General features: G+C 63.5%; 19 protein-coding genes and 1 tRNA gene. 5 read left to right on the top strand and 15 right to left on the bottom strand.

Translation table 11 applies throughout. The features are described from left to right. Window positions 1–63 precede the first annotated feature (63 nt). The 3 genes from BM190_RS20275 to BM190_RS20265 are packed head-to-tail and all read right to left on the bottom strand — an operon-like array spanning window position 64 to window position 3,057. Window positions 64–1,110, bottom strand: coding sequence for a DNA polymerase III subunit delta' (locus BM190_RS20275; protein ID WP_092258152.1), 1,047 nt, complete (start codon window positions 1,108–1,110; stop codon window positions 64–66). Then, window positions 1,107–1,793: a dTMP kinase gene (gene tmk / locus BM190_RS20270; protein ID WP_018320476.1), complete on the bottom strand. Its 687-nt coding sequence runs from the start codon at window positions 1,791–1,793 to the stop codon at window positions 1,107–1,109. The genes BM190_RS20275 and tmk overlap by 4 nt, the downstream gene beginning before the upstream one ends. A 1-nt stretch (window position 1,794) precedes the next feature. Next, entirely contained in the window at window positions 1,795–3,057 is a 1,263-nt protein-coding gene (locus BM190_RS20265; protein WP_177237174.1) for a D-alanyl-D-alanine carboxypeptidase family protein, read from the bottom strand. A 153-nt stretch (window positions 3,058–3,210) separates the two neighbouring features. Between BM190_RS20265 and BM190_RS20260 the strand changes: the two genes are divergently transcribed. Beyond that, window positions 3,211–4,164, top strand: a complete 954-nt coding sequence (locus tag BM190_RS20260) for an alpha/beta fold hydrolase (RefSeq protein WP_092258146.1) — start codon at window positions 3,211–3,213, stop codon at window positions 4,162–4,164. Here the strand turns inward: BM190_RS20260 and BM190_RS20255 are convergent. Next, entirely contained in the window at window positions 4,161–5,087 is a 927-nt protein-coding gene (locus BM190_RS20255; RefSeq protein WP_092258143.1) for a septal ring lytic transglycosylase RlpA family protein, read from the bottom strand. The genes BM190_RS20260 and BM190_RS20255 overlap by 4 nt on opposite strands. Before the next feature lie 786 nt (window positions 5,088–5,873). On the opposite strand from BM190_RS20255, the gene BM190_RS41610 reads away from it, so the two are divergent. Continuing rightward, complete coding sequence (locus BM190_RS41610; RefSeq protein ID WP_018320480.1) at window positions 5,874–6,002, top strand: hypothetical protein; 129 nt, start codon at window positions 5,874–5,876, stop codon at window positions 6,000–6,002. A 17-nt stretch (window positions 6,003–6,019) separates the two neighbouring features. Here BM190_RS41610 and BM190_RS20250 read toward each other — a convergent pair whose 3' ends face one another. Next, window positions 6,020–6,310 carry a hypothetical protein gene (locus BM190_RS20250; RefSeq protein ID WP_092258140.1) on the bottom strand — a complete coding sequence of 97 codons (291 nt, stop codon included), beginning with the start codon at window positions 6,308–6,310 and terminating at the stop codon, window positions 6,020–6,022. A gap of 158 nt (window positions 6,311–6,468) precedes the next feature. Between BM190_RS20250 and BM190_RS20245 the strand changes: the two genes are divergently transcribed. Beyond that, window positions 6,469–7,047: a TIGR00645 family protein gene (locus tag BM190_RS20245; protein WP_092258137.1), complete on the top strand. Its 579-nt coding sequence runs from the start codon at window positions 6,469–6,471 to the stop codon at window positions 7,045–7,047. 17 nt (window positions 7,048–7,064) lie between these two features. Here the strand turns inward: BM190_RS20245 and BM190_RS20240 are convergent, their stop codons facing one another. Further along, window positions 7,065–7,385 (bottom strand): DUF1476 domain-containing protein, encoded by a 321-nt coding sequence (locus BM190_RS20240; RefSeq protein WP_038970337.1) that lies wholly within the window; start codon window positions 7,383–7,385, stop codon window positions 7,065–7,067. Window positions 7,386–7,644: 259 nt separating this feature from the next. Between BM190_RS20240 and BM190_RS20235 the strand changes: the two genes are divergently transcribed. Then, the gene (locus BM190_RS20235) at window positions 7,645–7,869 is read left to right on the top strand and encodes a hypothetical protein (protein WP_092258134.1); all 225 of its coding nucleotides are present in this window, start codon (window positions 7,645–7,647) and stop codon (window positions 7,867–7,869) included. Between the two features lie 58 nt (window positions 7,870–7,927). Here BM190_RS20235 and BM190_RS20230 read toward each other — a convergent pair whose 3' ends face one another. The 3 genes from BM190_RS20230 to BM190_RS20220 form a co-directional block, all read right to left on the bottom strand. After that, the gene (locus BM190_RS20230; RefSeq protein WP_018320485.1) at window positions 7,928–8,119 is read right to left on the bottom strand and encodes a hypothetical protein; all 192 of its coding nucleotides are present in this window, start codon (window positions 8,117–8,119) and stop codon (window positions 7,928–7,930) included. 160 nt (window positions 8,120–8,279) lie between these two features. Beyond that, entirely contained in the window at window positions 8,280–8,972 is a 693-nt protein-coding gene (locus BM190_RS20225; RefSeq protein ID WP_092258131.1) for an endonuclease/exonuclease/phosphatase family protein, read from the bottom strand. Further along, window positions 8,972–11,005 carry a VTT domain-containing protein gene (locus tag BM190_RS20220; protein ID WP_092258128.1) on the bottom strand — a complete coding sequence of 678 codons (2,034 nt, stop codon included), beginning with the start codon at window positions 11,003–11,005 and terminating at the stop codon, window positions 8,972–8,974. Before BM190_RS20220 ends, BM190_RS20225 begins: the two co-directional genes overlap by 1 nt. 268 nt (window positions 11,006–11,273) lie before the next feature. Between BM190_RS20220 and BM190_RS20215 the strand changes: the two genes are divergently transcribed. Next, the gene (locus tag BM190_RS20215) at window positions 11,274–11,882 is read left to right on the top strand and encodes a sll1863 family stress response protein (RefSeq protein ID WP_143109063.1); all 609 of its coding nucleotides are present in this window, start codon (window positions 11,274–11,276) and stop codon (window positions 11,880–11,882) included. An 86-nt stretch (window positions 11,883–11,968) separates the two neighbouring features. On the opposite strand, the gene BM190_RS20210 is transcribed toward BM190_RS20215, so the two are convergent. The 6 genes from BM190_RS20210 to BM190_RS20180 form a co-directional block, all read right to left on the bottom strand. Continuing rightward, entirely contained in the window at window positions 11,969–12,712 is a 744-nt protein-coding gene (locus tag BM190_RS20210; RefSeq protein ID WP_018320488.1) for a DUF7168 domain-containing protein, read from the bottom strand. A 49-nt stretch (window positions 12,713–12,761) separates the two neighbouring features. Beyond that, window positions 12,762–12,851 (bottom strand) — tRNA-Ser (locus BM190_RS20205). A gap of 156 nt (window positions 12,852–13,007) precedes the next feature. Beyond that, window positions 13,008–13,271, bottom strand: a complete 264-nt coding sequence (locus tag BM190_RS20200; RefSeq protein ID WP_018318038.1) for a hypothetical protein — start codon at window positions 13,269–13,271, stop codon at window positions 13,008–13,010. A gap of 70 nt (window positions 13,272–13,341) precedes the next feature. Then, window positions 13,342–13,512: a hypothetical protein gene (locus BM190_RS40540; RefSeq protein WP_018318037.1), complete on the bottom strand. Its 171-nt coding sequence runs from the start codon at window positions 13,510–13,512 to the stop codon at window positions 13,342–13,344. A 210-nt stretch (window positions 13,513–13,722) separates the two neighbouring features. After that, entirely contained in the window at window positions 13,723–14,586 is an 864-nt protein-coding gene (locus tag BM190_RS20185; protein WP_092258122.1) for an alpha/beta fold hydrolase, read from the bottom strand. A gap of 8 nt (window positions 14,587–14,594) precedes the next feature. Next, a complete protein-coding gene (locus BM190_RS20180) occupies window positions 14,595–17,102 on the bottom strand; it encodes an alpha/beta hydrolase (RefSeq protein WP_092258119.1) in 2,508 nt (835 codons plus the stop codon). Window positions 17,103–17,152: the final 50 nt, after the last annotated feature.

Here is a 17,152-nt window from a genome sequence, read left to right as displayed (position 1 = left end):
GTTCGATTATTGATTTGCGCATGATCTTTCGGAAAACCGCTGCGCACTTTTCCGGATCATGCTTTAGCGCGTTGCGTCCGCCAGCCAGCCGAACACCGAGAACACCAAGGGCTTGCGCTCCAGATTATAGGTTTCGGTGTCGCGCGCGGCGCGGACGATCTTTTCCCATACCTCAGCTAGGCGCGCAAGGCGCGGCAGGTTCTGGTTGGCATTGGCCTCGTCCGCATGCAGACGTTCCGCGATCCAGCGATCGATGCCATCGATGAAGGCGGCGAGCGCGACGCGGTCGCTAGTGGGAAGCGAATCGCCGAGCGTGTGCAATTCGCGCGGATCGACCTGCGGCAGGCGCGCGAGCAGCGCCGCCGTGCGTTGCTGAAGCTTCAGCGCGTCACCGCCGAGCAGCGTCAGCGCCCTTGCAACGCTGCCCTCGGAGGCCTCCGCGGCCTCGCGCAGCGCGGGATCGCTCGGATCGAGATCGGCGGCCGAAGCCGCAGCGCCAATCACATCATCGGTGGCGAGCGGCCGCAGGCGCAGCTTGCGGCAGCGCGACTGGATGGTGGCGAGCACGCGCGCGGGCGCGTGGCTGACCAAAAGGAACAGCGATTGCTGCGGCGGTTCCTCGAGGATTTTCAGCAGCGCGTTGGCCGCGTTCGGATTGAGCTCGTCGACGGTGTCGACGATGCAGACGCGCCAGCCTTCGGCCGCGGCAGTCGAGCCGAAGAAGCCGATGGTCTCGCGCGTCTCGTCCACGGTGATCACGGTGCGCATCACGCCGCGATCGTTGGCGGTACGCTCCAGCGTCAGCAGGCCGCCATGCGAGGCGGCCGCCACCTGCCGCGCCACGGCGTCATTGGGATCGATCGCGAGGTCTTCGGCGCGCTGCACGGCTTCCGCCAGCGGCTGGCCATGGGCGAGCACGAAGCGCGCCATGCGATAGGCCAGGGTCGCCTTGCCGATGCCCTGCGGCCCGCCGATCAGCCAGGCGTGAGGGATGCGGCCGCTGCGATAGGCCGTCAACAGCGCGGTCTCGGCTTCGCGATGACCGAACAGTTTCGATATCTCGCGCGGGTGCGGAATGGCGGTTTCGCGCTCGGTCTGACGCGGGCTCATACGGAAACCACCGAGGCTGGTGTGGGAAGGAGACGATCGCGCAGCGCCGTCCAGACACGGCCTGCGACCGTGTCAGGGTCGGAATTGGCGTCGATCAGCACGCAGCGTGCGGGATCGTCCTCGGCAATCTTGCGATAGGCCTCGCGCAGGCCCTGGTGAAAACCGAGCTTCTCGCCCTCGAACCGGTCGGGCGTGCTGTTGCCGCGGCGCGCGGCGGCGCGTTGCAGGCCGATCTCGACCGGCAGGTCGAGGATGATGGTGAGGTCCGGCTTGAGATCGCCGATCGTGACCCGCTGCATCGCGTTGATCAGGCCCTCAGGCACTTGGCCGAGGCTGCCCTGATAGGCCCGCGTCGAGTCGGCGAAGCGGTCGCACAGCACCCAGGTGCCCTGGTTGAGCGCAGGCAGGATCACGGTGCGGACATGGTCATCACGCGCGGCGGCGAACAACAGCGTCTCCGCCTCGGGGCCGAGCAGCTTGCCCATGCCCGACAGCACCAGATGACGCATGATCTCGGCGCCCGGCGAGCCGCCCGGCTCGCGCGTGACGCGGATGCGGAGCTTTGCCGCCTTGAGGCGGTCGGCAAGCTTCTTGATCTGGGTCGACTTGCCCGTGCCCTCGCCGCCTTCAAAGGTGACGAAGCGTCCGCGTCCGGACGGCCGCTGTAGCGCGCTCTCACTCATGTCAGAGCTTCTCGGCGCCTGCGCGGAACATGCCGATCACGAGCTCGCTGGCGCCGTCGATCGCGCGTCGCACGGTCGAGCCGGTGCCTATCGCTTCGGCCGCATAGACCGGCGTCTCCACCGCGATGTTGCCGCTGCGCCAGACCCTGACCACGCCGACCCGTTGGCCGGCCTCGACCGGCGCCCGCACCGGACCGCTATAGACGACGCGCGCAATCAGCTTGTCGCTGCCGTTCTTGTGCACCATCACCTTCACCGGAGTCTTGGCGACGAGCTTGACCGAGCGGCTCTCGCCGCCGAACACCTTGGCGTAGCCGACGGGCTGCTCGGCCGCGATCAGCGTGCGGGTCTCGAAATTGCGGAAACCCCATTCCAGCATTTTCTTGGCTTCCGTGGCGCGATCCTCCGGGTCTTCCAGTCCGTTGACGACGACGATCAGCCGCGTGCCGTTCTGCACCGCCGAGCCGACCATGCCGTAGCCGCCCTCCTTGGTATAGCCGGTCTTCAGCCCGTCGGCGCCTTCCATCGAATTGAGCAGCGGATTGCGGTTGGGCTGGCGGATCTTGTTCCAGGTGTACTCCTTCTCGCCGAACAGTTTGTAGAACTCCGGAAAGTCCAGGATGATGTGCCGGGCGAGCATGCCAAGCTCGCGCACCGTCATCTTGTTGGCGGGGTCGGGCAAACCGTTGGAGTTGCCGAAGGTCGATTTGGTCAGGCCGAGCTCGCGGGCGCGCTTGGTCATGAAGTCCGCCGCGAAAATCTTCTCGTTGCCCGCCATGGCCTCGGCGAGCGCGATGCAGGCATCGTTGCCGCTCTGGATGATCGCGCCGTGCAGGAGATCGTCGACCGAGACCTTGCTGTTGATGGCGGCGAACATGGTCGAGCCACCGGAGGGCGCGCCTCCCCGGCGCCAGGCGTTCTCGCTGATCCGGTATTCGTCGGTCAGCTTGATGTCGCCCTTCTTGATGGCATTGAAGACGACCTCCGCCGTCATCAGCTTCATCATGCTGGAGGGCGCTCGGAGCTCGTCGGCGTTCTTCTCGAACAGCACGCTGCCTGAGGAGGCCTCGATCAGGATCGCGGTCGGGGCATCGCCGTCGAATCCGGCATCGTCCGGCTTCTTGGCGCCCTGGATGCTCTGGTTGGCGGCCAGAAGCGCCCCGCTCCAGCCGATGCTTGCCACCAGAATCGCGGCGACCAGCCCGCGCGCCAGTGTTCCGGCGGTGAGCCGGTTGCGACGAAGCAAAGGAAGACGAAATGCCATGGCGAAGCCCTGAGAGAGGCGTTCTAACAGTTGGAACAGATGCGAACAACACGCGGTTCGACGCCTGTCCCTGAGATTGCACGATTCTCGCCGCGCCCCTATCGTGGCGCCTTATGTTTCTCGACCAAACCCCTGAAACAAGGCGGAAAAGCGATGTCCTCCACCCGCGTGATCAAGGCCAACGGCATCGATCTCTTCATCCGCGAAGCCGGCCAGGGTCCGCTGGTCGTGCTGTGCCATGGTTGGCCGGAGCTGTCCTATTCCTGGCGCCACCAGATCCCCGCGCTGGCCGCGGCCGGGTTTCACGTCGTCGCCCCCGACATGCGCGGCTACGGCCAGAGCGCCGCGCCGCCTGAGGTCGCGGCCTACTCGATTTTCGACACGGTCGGCGACATGGTCGGTCTCGTGCAGGCGCTCGGCGAGACCAAGGCGATGGTCGTCGGCCACGATTGGGGCGCACCGGTTGCCTGGCATGCGGCGCTGTTCCGGCCCGACATCTTCACGGCGGTCGCGGGCCTCAGCGTGCCGCCGCCGTTCCGCGGCCGCGGCAAGCCGCTCGACCTCTTGCGCCAGGGCGGCGTCACCAATTTCTACTGGCAGTACTTCCAGGCGCCCGGCGTCGCCGAGGCCGAGCTGGAACGAGACGTCGCCCGCACCATGCGCATCGTGCTCGGCGGACGCGGCCTTGCCGATCCCACTGCCGCCATGTTCGTGCAGGAGGGCAAGGGCTTTCTCAGCCACGCCACCACCGAGGAGCCGCTGCCCGGCTGGCTCGGCGAGGCTGACCTCGCCTATTTCACCGAGAGCTTCCGCAAGTCCGGCTTTCGCGGCGGGCTGAATTGGTACCGCAACATCGACCGCAATTGGGAGCTGACGGCGCCCTGGCAGGACGCGCAGATCCATCAGCCCTCGCTGTTCATCGCCGGCTCCAGGGACGCCGTCATCACCGGCCTGATCGGTGCCAAGCGCGTCAACGAGCTCGAGCGCGTGCTGCCCAATCTGAAGCAGAAGCTGATCATCGAGGGCGCCGGCCATTGGGTGCAGCAGGAACGGCCCGACGAGGTGAACGCGGCGCTGGTGCAATTCCTGAAGGAAAGCGCAGCCTAATAGAGCCCGCGGCCGCTCAGGATGCTGCGGGCCTCGGCGGCCCCGTCGGCCGATGACGGCGCGTTCTCCGCCGCGTAGCGGCCGTCCGCGTCATAGGACACGGCGCGCGTGTTGTGGACCGCCCGGCCCCGGCCGCGGCTCGAGGCCGACATTTCCGAGGTCGCATTGAGCGAGGCCATGTCGGCGGAGGTGGTGCCGAGATTATAGGGCCGCCCCTCCGGCATCGGCACGTCGCCGCGAATGGCACCGCGGCTCGATCCCGGCAATTCCGGCACGAAGGGCTTGGCCGAGGCGACCCGCACCATCGAGGGCGACGGCGCCGGAACGCCGGTGCGCAGGGTCGCCAGAAGCTGGCGGTCGTCGGAGCCTTCGAGCGGCGCCCGGCCGACATATTCGACGCGGACCTTTGCGACGCCATTGCCTTTGAATTCAAGCAGTTCGGCGGCCTTGTTCGAGACATCGATGAGGCGGTTGCCGTGATAGGGGCCGCGGTCATTGACGCGCACGATCAGCGACTTGCCGTTCGAGACATTGGTCACTCGCGCATAGGACGGCATCGGCAGGGTCGGATGCGCCGCGGTCAGCGAGGTCATGTCGAACACTTCGCCGTTGGCGGTCAGGCGGCCGTGGAAGTCATCGCCGTACCAGGACGCCATGCCCTCGGCGCGGTAGTTGACGTCCTCCTCGGGCACGTAGGTCCGGCCGGCCACGACATAGGGCTTGCCGACGCGGTAGGTGCCGCCGCCCTTCGGGACCGGGTCCCCGAACGCCACGACCCGGGGGCTCGAGGACACGCCATATTTCGGATCGACGCGGCTGGCGAATTTGTTGGAGGAGGCGCAATTGGCCAGCGCAACGCAGGCCGCGACCGCCGCAGCACCACGCGCGGCCCGCAAAACCGAATCTGACCGTCGGATCCCCATGCGCCCCAAATACCACTTTGCCGGAGGCGTACCCACCCCGCTTTGGCTACGGGGAGCGCTGTCCGGTCCTTTAATCCGAGGCGGCCCACCACCGCGTCGGATGCGGTAACGATAACGCAACCCGAACACGGCGGAAATGGGGAGCCCACAGCGATCCCGCCGGGATGGTAAACGAGACGTTCGCATTTTTCCGTTGTTCTACGGAGCGATGGCGCCAACCCTGTGCCACGGCTGGACATTCTGTTGCGCCGAATCCTCACTCCACCCCCATTGTCGCTGCCTTCACTGGAATTCTTTTGACTGTGCAAGGCCGCACGCGTTCTCTCGGATGCAAGGGCGGGATTTGGAATTTAACGATGATCGAGACGGTTTCGGCACTGATGGGTCTGGTAAGCGCGGGGATCTTCCTGGCCCATGCGTTTGAAGGTTACCGCACGAGGGCCTAACGGCACTCGCGCAGACGGCAAGCATCACCTCTTTCAAGCGGCGCGTTCGGACAATTTTGATCGATCCGAGCGAGCATCGAAAACGAGAGCGGCAGGTGTCACATGCGTAACCATGACCTGGTATCTGACGGCTTCCTGGCATTGACCGCCGGCGGCTTGGTTCTGCTCTGCTCGAGCCTGGTGGCACTGGCGTTCGCCTGAGCCCCGCTTCGTTACCCTCCAGCACAGCTCCACCGCGGCGCATCATGCGCCGATGTCCCGCTCCCAATCTGTTGATTGAATTCCCGCGTTCGGTGCCTCGACTCATTTCCAGAGGCCATCACCAACGAGGGTGACACAAATGCTTGCCGAGAAATTCTTCCTGGTCCTGGAATCCCTGATCCGCGGCGACCGCACCTATCCGGACGGAAGCCCCCGGGTCATCAGCACCTCCCCGCACGTGCCGGTCAGGCTGCCGGCGCAGAAATAGCCGGCGTCACGCGCCACTCAGCGCAGACCCAGCAGGGAGCGGCGATAGCGGCTGTCACGGGCCTCGTTCAGGCAGACGAAGCTGCCGTCGAACCCCTGGCCGTACCGCTTCTGACCCTTGCGGTAGTAGATGCCCTTCCTGAAGTCGAGCCAGACCACCTTGTCGTGCGGGCAATGACGCTGCGCCTGCGCCTCGTAGCGAAACGGCGTCAGCGGTGTCGCCGAGACCTCCGCGGTGCCCGCGCCAATCATGATTGCGCCGGCAAGCGCGATGCCGCCGGACCATCTGCGAAAGCCGCTCCTCGTCACTCCCCGCCTCCCGATCCACACCGTCGCGCGATGGCCGTTCGGCACGCTAGCACGAAATGGCGCGATCAGCCGATGGCGGGACGTGCGGCGCGTCTTCCGCCGGCCATGTTGTCGGGCTAGATGAAAGCGATCGTTTCGATTGCGAGGATGCAGCCTGAATGTCGGTTGAGCCTTCACCCCAATCCGAACCTCGTTCGCCCTCGCCGCGCCTCGGCCTGCTGCCGATGATCATCTTCGGCTCGCGCTGGCTGCAACTGCCGCTCTATCTCGGACTGATCGTGGCGCAATGCGTCTACATCGCGCTGTTCCTGAAAGAGCTCTGGCACCTCTCCTGGCACGCCCTCGACCTCACCGAGCAGCAGATCATGATGAGTGTGCTGGCGCTGATCGACGTCGTGATGATCTCCAACCTGCTCGTGATGGTGATCGTCGGCGGCTACGAGACGTTCGTCTCGCGGCTCGACCTGCAGGGCCATCCCGACGAGCCGGAATGGCTCGGCCACGTCAATGCGAGCGTGCTCAAGATCAAGCTCGCCATGGCCATCATCGGCATCTCCTCGATCGCGCTGCTGCGCACCTTCATCGAGGCCGGCAATCTCGGCTCGAACCGCGCCGGCTTCACCGAGACCGGCGTGATGTGGCAGGTGCTGATCCACCTCACCTTCGTCGTTTCGGCGATCGGCATTGCCTATGTCGACAAGCTCGGTGACTCCGGCACGCGCAAGCAGGCCGAGTGAGGTTACCAAGGTCGGCCTTATTGCTTGTCCACTTCGAGCTGCGCCAGCGCCTGGTGCAGGCACTCCTGAAGCTTCAGCGCGACCTGCTCACGCGCGATGCCCTTGGCGGCGAGATCGCCTGACACCTTGTCTACGACATCGGCGATCGCCCGGCTCTCCAGATGGTCCGTCACCAGCGTGGTTGCGTAGCTTGCCGCGGCATCGCCGCTCAGCCCGAGCTGGCCTGCAGCCCAAAGCCCGAGCAGCTTGTTGGACCGGGCGGTGGCCTTGAACATGAATTCCTCGTCATGGACGAACTTGGCCTCAAAGCCCTGCTCGCGCTTGTCGAACGTGGTCATGGTCAGCTCCATTTGACCTTGCGCTGATAGGTGTCGGACTGGCTGGGGGCGAACGTCTCCCGTGCTTCACGTCAGTTCGGATCAGTTGAAGCTTCCGGCGGAAGCCAAACGCCGTCAAGCCTGCCGATGCGCCCCCGCGCCGGGCGCGTGCATGGCCCGCACAAGCCCGGCGCCAGCCGGCTCGGCTAGGCAGAGATCCTTTACTGATCGTTAAGCAGACTCAGCGCCGCATGGCTTGGGGCATACCGAGAGCTGACGCATGAACAAAGAGCTGCGGGAGTTTCGACGGCTTGAACGGGTTTGCCTGGAGCAGGCCGCCCTCTCCACCATGGACCTCGCGAAAAGCGGGCTGCTCAAGGTCGCCGACGATTGCCGCATCGCAGCCGAAGCCATCGAGGCGCAATCGCCCCGCGGCGCGTTCACAGGGGCCGTCCAGGCGCTGAGGCTGGCTTGGAGCGCGACGCGGACGCCGAAACGGCACTAGCCGGCGGCATCGCCCGGACAGATCGCGTCAGAAGATTGCGGGCGGGACCCGCGCTGGATCAGGCCTTCGCCGCCGCCGCCTCGCGCGCCAGCCGTTCGGCCTTCAGCCGCTCCTTGTTGGCGTAAAACGCCTTCTGCGCCTCTTCATGGTCGCGCATGGCCTTTTCGGCCTCGATCCGGCGTGCCGCATCGCGCGCCTGGCGCTGCTCGGGGGTCAGGGGTTTGCGTCGGAAGGAAAGGTCTTCAGTCATGCGGAGACAACGCGGACCCGGCGAAAGGGTTCCACTGGGCGGACCCGGCGGCCCTGCAAATTGGAACTCGAGCGGTCCGCCCCGCCCGAACGCCGCCCCAACAAATATCGAAAAACAACCCCATGCATAGTAGCTATGCCGTTGTAGAATAAAGCTTTTTCTAGGCTCTCGAAGGCCCCTGGATATCAACCTCGGCGATGACGGGCAGGTGGTCCGAGAACGCCCTCGCCTCCGTGTCGGTCCAGACTTTCGCGATCCGGCTATCAGAGGTCGCATAAATCCGGTCGAGCCGCATCAGGGGCAAGCGCGATGGGAAGGTGCGCAGCCGCGTACGGTTGGGGCAGGCCTGCGCGAGCACGCGCCGCACCGACTTGACCCAAAACCAATCGTTGAAATCGCCGAGGACGACGGTCCTCCCGGGTTTCACCAGGCTCACCAGGGTTTGTGCCTGGGCATGCCGCTCGTGGATGCTCAGGCCGAGATGCGTGGCAACCACGCGCACGTCACCGACCGGCGTCAGGAGGCCAGCGGCAATGGCCCTGCGCGGCTCGCGCTCCCGATACGACACGTCGACGATTTCGGGCACCCCGGAGAACGGAAAGCGGCTCAGGAGCATCTGACCGTAGTCGCCATCCGCGGTGACAATCGACTTGGCGTGAACGCGGTGATCGCCGACGACACTCGCCAGCTTCGCAAACGGATCGTCGGACCTCGATCGCGAATCCACCTCCTGAAGCGCGACGACATCAGGAGCCCATTTGCGAAGGATGGAGCAGACCCCCTCCAGATCGAACTTCGGATTGAGATTGAACGTGCCGTGCACATTCCACGTCATGAAACGCACCGGCGCCATCAGCGCCTCCCGGCGAGCCAGGTCGCGAGGAATTGCGCGCCTGCGCAAACGCCGAGCCAGCCCAGGAACGCCAGCACCAACAGCAACATGCTGCTCCAGGATGCATTGCGGGCCAAATCCGCGATCTGAGCCCCCAGCACGGCCATGGCAAGAATACCGGGCGTCATGCCAAGCAAGGTTCCGAGCAGGAAGTCGCGTAAAGGCAGCGTGCTCGCGCCAGCCACGACATTCACGACCGAGAACGGTGCGATGGGAATCATCCGGATGACGACGACAGCCAGGACGCCCTTGCCGACAACGCGATCCTGGATCCGCGCGGCGCGTCGTCCGAGCAACTGCTGGAGCCGCTGCCGTCCGAGGGCCCGCCCGATCACGAAAAGGATGAAGGCGCTGAGCAAGACGCCGGCGATCGCCGTGGCGAAACCCAGCCATGGCCCAAGCGCGGCAGCCGTTGCTGCAATGAGCACGAGCACCGGAAACACCACCAGCCCGCCGACGACAAAAGCCGCGATTGCGAGTGGCGGCCCCCAGACGGATTGGGAGTAAGTCGACAGCAAATTCGAGACGCGGCCCGTGTCGGCCAAATCGCTCAAGGAAGTGTACGACCAGGCTATTGCCAAGCCAAAAAGCGCCACGGCGATCGATACGATCCCGATGACGGTCTTCGTGCTCCACATGCGCGATGCCGCCCGCTCGAGATGAAGGGGCCGCTCAGGGTCCGCCACCGGCTGAACCATCGTGGCCAGAGTGCTGGTCAGGACTGAGGCTTCCACTGCCCGCAGCGTCTTCGGGCCGTCGGCTTTCGACACCTCGTCCATAAGAGCAAGAAGACGATCGTCGTTTTGCCTGACGCTCCGTTCGTCGAGGCCACAAAAATGGGCTATCAGGCGACGCCGAACTGAAGCGACGGACTCCCGATGTTCGTCGGATGCGGCTTCAAAAATCAGATCACATTCGCTGTCGGCGCCCATCGACCGGTTGTTCAAATTGGCCGAGCCTATCCTCAAGATCCTGTCATCGACGATCATGAGCTTGCTGTGCACCATCACGGCCGCTTCCGTGTCTCCCTCTCGTGTGACCGGGTAGACGAAACGGATGCGATCTGCCACGCCAGCCTCGCTGAAGCAGTCGATGAACGCGCCACGGCCGTTCTGCATGGCCTGGGATTCCAGCCACGAGGAATGCAGTTTTGGAGCGACGACCAGAACCCGGAGCGACGGCACGCGCTGCATCTGCTCCGCCAACTCCCGCGCGATCTTGATCGCGCTGGTGAACTGGTTCTCGATGTAGATGAAGCTCGTCGCGGACCGGATCGCTGCAATCAAGGAGCGTTCGACCTCCCTGATGGTCGAACCTGCAGGACAGACCACCTCGGTCCGGGCGATCCCAACCGGCATGAGCTCAGCCTCGACCGGCACATGCGACGGCCAGCGCATACTCTTTTGCGCATGCCGATCCTGCATCTGTTGGCCTGCCGCACGCCAGCGCTCCTCGGCGAGTTCGAACAGCGAGGCGGCAGCATCCCCGTCGACCACGCATTGAACATCATGAAACGGCGGGTATGGCTTGCCCTGGGGGTCGCAGCGCAGTTCGTGATCGACGCGATGATCGCTCGTGTCCCAGCGTCTGATCGTCAGATCGAGCCCGCCGACGAACGCCAGTGAACCGTCGATAGAGACGATCTTCTGGTGCTGGGCCGAGCCGAACGGAAGCGTGGAATCCAGATGAAATCGGACGCGGCCGTCCGTGTCGGCGGTGAATTTGGCCGCGGAATTCCATTCCCGTTCGGAGGCGTAGAACGAGACGAAGTCCCAGACCAGAATGTTGATCCGCAGGTCCGGCCGGCGGTGAACGAGGGCGCGCAGAAATGGGCCGAGCTGTTCCGGCAAGCCGTCATCCGCCCGCCCCGACGATCCGACCAGCCTGGTCTCGCTATGGATATCCCACCCGACGATGTAGACGAGATCCTGCGCCGCGAGCAGCGCCTCGCGCAGGGCCGCGAAATAAGCGGCAGCATCGTTCAGAACCGCCACGCGCCGCGCTTTGCACCGCCGCCAGACGGTATTGCCGGGGATCAGGGTCGATGAGCTGTGAAGCAGGTGGACCTCGCAATTTGCATTCGCGTCTAAACGCGCTGAATGCTCAAGGGGTTCCACGAATCCAGGAGGTCGAGGTTGCCAGGCACTGAGTCTGCGCTGTGCGCCGTCGCAATTTCGTGAGACCACAACATCATTGAGACAGGTCAATACGAGCAGGCCGAAGCTCTGGGAACCTCACGTCGGAAAGCAGATGGAGACGGCCATGTCACAGCAGAGCAGCATGCACTTCTACCTCAATTGGGCCAAGGAGCGGATCGACGAGATGGACGCCGCATTGGCCTCGTTCGAGGTCAAGGCAGGTCAGGCCAAGGCCGAGTCCAAGGTGAAGACGGATCAACTTCTGTCCGATCTAACGACGCGCCGTGACGCGTTTCAGGCGATGCTCAAGACCCAGGCGGAAGCAGGTGAAGCCGCCTGGACGGACGCCAAGGCCGATTTGGAAAAGCAGTGGGCTGGATTCGAGGCCCAAGTGAAAACCTACTTCGAAGGCGCCGGCAAACAGTTGGAGCAGCAGCAAGCCACTTTCAAGGACGTCGCAGCGGCCCAAGCCAAGGCCTGGCGCGAAGCGGCGGACAAATTCCGCGAGGCCGCGGGTAAAGTGACCGCAGCCCGCACCGTCGATGTCGATGCCGCGCTCAAGCAGATGAAATCCGATGCGTCCGAAGCCGAAGCGCGTCTGCAGAAGCTGAAGCAGGCCGGCAGCGAATCCTGGACGGTCCTGAGCGAGGCGCTCGCCGAGTCCCGGAAGGCGTTCGATCAAGCGAACCAGGCCGCCTGGAACGCGCTGAAGGGTGGCGGTCCGAAGAGCTGAGGTTTTCGGTTTGCCAAGGCTGCCCACTCGAAAAAGACGGGCGTAGGGCACGTGTGGCACGGCGTAGCTCACGCGCCCTGATGCGCTCAGCTTCCTTTGGCAGTGGCCCCTGACCGCGCTCTACCAAGGCCGGAATGAATGGCTAGCGACGCTCCGGCGTCGCCACCGGCTTCATAGGCCGTCATCGACACCATCCGTCCGGTGCTGCGCTGGGTCCGGAGCTTGAGGTCGAGCTTGTCGAATTCTGCATCGACCACCGAGGTCTTGAGGACCACCAGCCCGCGGCCGGTGCCTTCGTTGACCTGATCGCGACTGGCCTTGATTGCCACCAGCCTGTCCGCGATCGACGCCACCATCCCGAGCGCGAAGGAAGCATTGGCCAGATGCCGCTCTTGGTGCCGGAACCGGGCGTAGTCGACCGAGGTCTTGAAGCGCCCAAGTTCGGCGCGCACGGCGCCGTCGATCAGCTCGGCCAGGTAATGCGCGACCTCGACATCGGCGCCGAGACCGAAGAACACATAGATGTTCTCGCCGGCCGGGTTCTTCTCGCGCCAGACCCGGCAATCGCAGAAATGAGCGATCGCGCCGATGCAGTCGTCGAGCGGAATTCGCTTCTTGCGATGGGTCTCAAAGACCCTCCGTTCGCACGGCGAGGCGCGCAACTCGACGTCGGAGAGCGACAAATCGTGGCGATCCAGCAGTTCGGCAACCTTGGCGGCGGCAGACAGCGCCTCGTCCTCGGTACAGCCATTGGCGATGGTCTTGGCGCGCAACGCCTGAATGCGGAGCTTGAGCTTGCCGAGCCCGTCCGGATTTAACGCCTGGTCCACCGATCACCTGCTCGGGAAAGCCCGACCGAGAGACCCCGTTCGGATAGACTGGCGGAAGGGGTGGGATTCGAACCCACGGTACCCTTGCGGGCACGCCGGTTTTCAAGACCGGTGCCTTAAACCACTCGGCCACCCTTCCCTCGTACCAATGCCAGGGAGTTAGCTTAGCTTCGGACTGAGCGCAACGCGAACTTGGACCCAATTTGGACCGATCGGTACGATGCCTGCGGTCTCATACCGATTACCGATTCGCGTCCACAGATGCGGGCACCCGGGCAAAACCGCGGCATGGGGCCTATTTCGGCAGGCATTCGACGTTGTAGGCGATGATGATCTGAGCTGGATCCGCTTTACCCAGGCTCTTGAGATCCTCCAAGCCGCTTCGGAGCTTGGCACCCGCCTCGCTCAAGCTTCCTTCAAGCGTGGCTTTGGCCTTCCGGCACCGCTCTTCGTTGGAAAACTCCTGGAAGACAACCGTCGGAAGGAGTCGCCATTCCGCCTTGTCGTTCGTCGCGGCAGGACTGATCGAGTAGGAAAAGACGTACATCAGCACCCACATCGCTTTACTCCAGCCTTGGCCGGCTCGATCCGTGCGAACTTAGATGGTCACGCCTGGACACACCTACGCTTTACTTGGAGGGCGCCCGATCAAGCCGCGATCGCTGCGCCCTCATGCGCTTGATCTCTCGACGCAGGTCTTCACTCTTTTCGTCACGCTGCTCTCCGCTCGATTTGATCTGATCATCTTGACGCAATTTTTCGAGAGCTTTCTCGACCGAGAGCTTGTTCGTTCCGGCCATAACCGACCTCACTTGCGCTTCTGCGTTCATCAATAGGGATAGTAGGGATTACCCTGCGGACAGGTCCAGTTGCCATAAGTGTCGTAATAGCAGCCCTGATTATAGGAGCCGCTTCCTGCCGCAAGAGCTCCGGCTGCCGCTCCGCGCACGCATGCTCTCGGCGGACACATTAATTTCGACCATGATGTCGCTCCTTTCAGACGGTTTCGCTCATGCGGGAAGTCCTCCGAACCAGGCACCGAAATAGCCGGCATAGAGTGCCGGCCGTTCGAGATTCATCGAGTGCCCGATGCCGGGCACGATGACGAGGCGGCAATCCGGCATCGCCTCAGCCATCACACGCAGGTCGGCCGGAAGAATCCAGCCGTCCCATTCGCCCCACAGCACCAGATGCGGATGCCGTAGCTGCGGCATCCGGCGCTCCAGCTCGCGGCTTTCCTTCTCCTGCGTCAGATTGACAGCAGTGCCGATCCAGATGCCTTCGGAGACGCCAAAGGTCTGGTCGATGATGCGATCGAACAGGGCCTGGATCTCAGGCAGTCCTTCGCGAAAACGCGGAATCGCGTTCGGCGCCATGCTCTCGGGCACGAACAGCGAGGACGCCGCCGTTGCCATGATCGTTCGCGTCAATTCCTTGTTCGCCATCATCGCGCGGAAAAGGCCGATCTGATCGGCATTGAAAGCCATGCCGAGCGGCGTCACCGGATCGAGCGAGAACACACGGCCGAAGCGTTGCGGTTGCATCAAGAGCATGCGCGCGGCGATGATGCCGCCGGTCGAATGCGTAGCAAGATGGCAATAGCTGATCTCGAGCGTATCGAGGGCGGCCAGCATGTCCTCGGCATGCTGCTGCATGGAATAGTTGGTGTAATTCGCGGTCGGCTTCGGCCGATCGCTGTCGCCGCAACCACGCCAGTCGATGGCGACGACGCGCAGGCCCGTCGGAAACAGTGGCGCGGCAAGCTCGATCCAATCCTTGCTGGCGAGATTGCCGTGGATGAAGACGACCGTGACGTCGCCCTGCCCCCACTCCCGCCAGCCGAGTTGGACCTCACCTGCCTGCACCCTTGCCATGTGCGGCCCTATTTGTTCAGGCCGGCCGTAGGCGCGGCTCCCGGAGGAGTCGGCGCCACCGGCAGGGCAGATACCACGGCCCCCTTTATCATGCGCTCAATGCTCGACGGCGAAGAGGTGTCGACACTACCCTTGGTTACGAAATCCACGACGTCCACCGAGAACTCCACCGGATTATCGGTGTGAATAAAGTGCCCTGTTTCCGGGTAGATCTTGAGGATTGGTCGGTTGCCGGCATTGGTCATCCGCGTCATGAAGGGCGAGATCACATCGCGACCGAGATCGGTCAGCCCGTTGAAGGCGGGCGTCGGGATGAACGGCTCCTTGTCGCCGAAGGCCAGGAAGATTGGCGCCTTGATCTGCGTGAGCCGCTCGTAGAGGTTCTTCGGGTCGTCCTGCTGGAGCTCAGCCCCGATGGTATAGATGTCGAAAATGAAGACGTTGCACCATTGATCGAGCTCCTTCGGGTTGCCCCTGATGAGGCCGACGCGCTGATCGGTGTGGAAGCGGGCATATTCACTGTCACTGTAGAAATACCCGCTCTTCGCCGCCGACACTGCGCCGGTGTTTGGGTCACGCTTCTTGAAATAGAAGAAATCGCGGACACCCTGCTCGTCGCGCGCCTTCTCAGCGGCGAGAATGCCAGTCTGATCCCAGATTGACTTCCACTTGTCGAAGTCGCGGCCGAGATCCGGGTCGAACAGTTTTGCCTTCTTGTCCTTGGCGATCGTGATGTCGCGCGGATATTCCTCGAGGCCCGATGGCGCTTCGAGCGCCAGCGCCTGCACGGCGTCGGGCCAGGTCAGGGCATAGCCCATCACGAACTGACCGCCGAGCGAGTGGCCAAGATACACCGCCTTCTTCACGCCGAGCTGATTGACGACGAGGTCGTAGATCACCTCGCGCATGTCTTGCATGGTGCGCGCCGGGCTCTTGTCGAGATTGCCGGGCCCGGACATCCCATAATGCGGCAGGTCGGGCACGATCACGCGCACTCCGCTCCGCAGCGCATATTGCATGATGTTGCCGTAGTGGCCGCCGAAGGCGCCCTTGCCGTGGATGATGACCAGCACCTTCGGGTCTCTGTCGGTGCCGTTGTATTCATCCATGTAGCCGATCTGCCAGGACTTGCCGCTCTTGTCCTTGGCGTTGGAGAATTTGACCGGATAGGGATATGTCACAAAATCCTTCCAGAAGGATTTTTCCGGATCGATCTTCTCGGCAACACCGGGCACGCGATAGTTCTTGTCGGCGAATTTCTGCGCGCGATCGAGGCTTGCAACGTCGTCCATGAAAGCCACGAATTTCGGATCGTTCTTGCGCTGGTTGATGATCGGGAATACGCCGTAATGCGCGACCGGGCTTTCCTGCGCGATCAGGTCCGCGCCGGGCACGCGATCGACCGCCTGCTGCGCCAGCTTGAAGTTGAGCCAGAGATCGTTGGTGATGTGCATCACCAGCGTGCGCGCCTGGATGCGGCCGAGATAGGGATTAACGTTGTGGGTCTCGCCGACCCGGTTGCGCCAGACGAGATCGACCGCGTCATAGAGCTTGGCGCGATTGATGACGTTCAAACCGGCCTTCTCGTTCGGCGGATCCCAGTAGAAAATTTCGGGCTGCACGGCGCCCCAGTTCTGGGTTGTGCGGAATGCGAAGTCATAACCAGTCATGCCAAGGATCGACCAGCCGAACGCGACACCCGGCACCGGGTGCTTTTCCTTCGGTAGCTTGTAATAGTCGCCCTTGGTCTCTTGCCAGACCGGATCGCCCTGGATCGCGGCCGTCATCATCTGGAACGTCCAATTGCCGACGGGATCCTCTCCATCCGACTGCGTGGTGCCGCCGATCGGCATCAAGGCGCTGACATATTCGGGGTGCATGACGCCCCAGACATAGGTCTGCGTACCGCCCATGGACACGCCCGTGACCAATGCAACGCGCGCGACCTTCAGTTCATCGCGCAGCAGACGATAGTTCGCCTGCACCATGTCGTAGTAGCTGTATTGCGGAAACTTGATGCCGAGCCCATCGGACGGCTTGCTTGCACCCCAGGTGCCGAGCGGATCGACCATGATGACATAATAGCGGTCTGTATCGATCGGGCGTCCCGAACCGATGATCGGGACGCCCCCCGACAAGGCAGCGCCCTTGACCCACTGCTCGTACATGTCGGTGGAGTCACCGGAATAATAGGAGTTGATCACGACGGCATTGGTAATCTCGCCTGCGGCGTTGCGCCGCGCGTTACCGATGGCGATGTAGGCTGTTCTCAACTTGCCAGCGCCGAGGGACTCGAGCGTGACACCCCCCTCGCCGCCATTCTCCCACTTGGAGGGATTGGAGAGGTCGTACTTGCCGCCAAGGCGGAAGTTGGCGATCTCGTAGGTCTTCTTCAGCCCGTCATGCTGCACCTGCGACGAGCGGCGCGTGAAGGGTTGTGCAACTGCCAGAGCGGTGCCGACCAGCAGTACAATCAGGCTGACGGAGCAACGTTTCACGAAACCGGTCGTGGACATGACGGATTCCTCCCTGGACAGTTCTTGAAACGCTAGGAAGGTCGCAACGG

This window comes from Bradyrhizobium sp. Rc3b (genome assembly GCF_900114915.1).
Taxonomy (GTDB): Bacteria; Pseudomonadota; Alphaproteobacteria; order Rhizobiales; family Xanthobacteraceae; genus Bradyrhizobium.
Note: the sequence above shows the minus strand (reverse complement) of the source record. Positions and strands in the feature narration are given on the sequence as shown.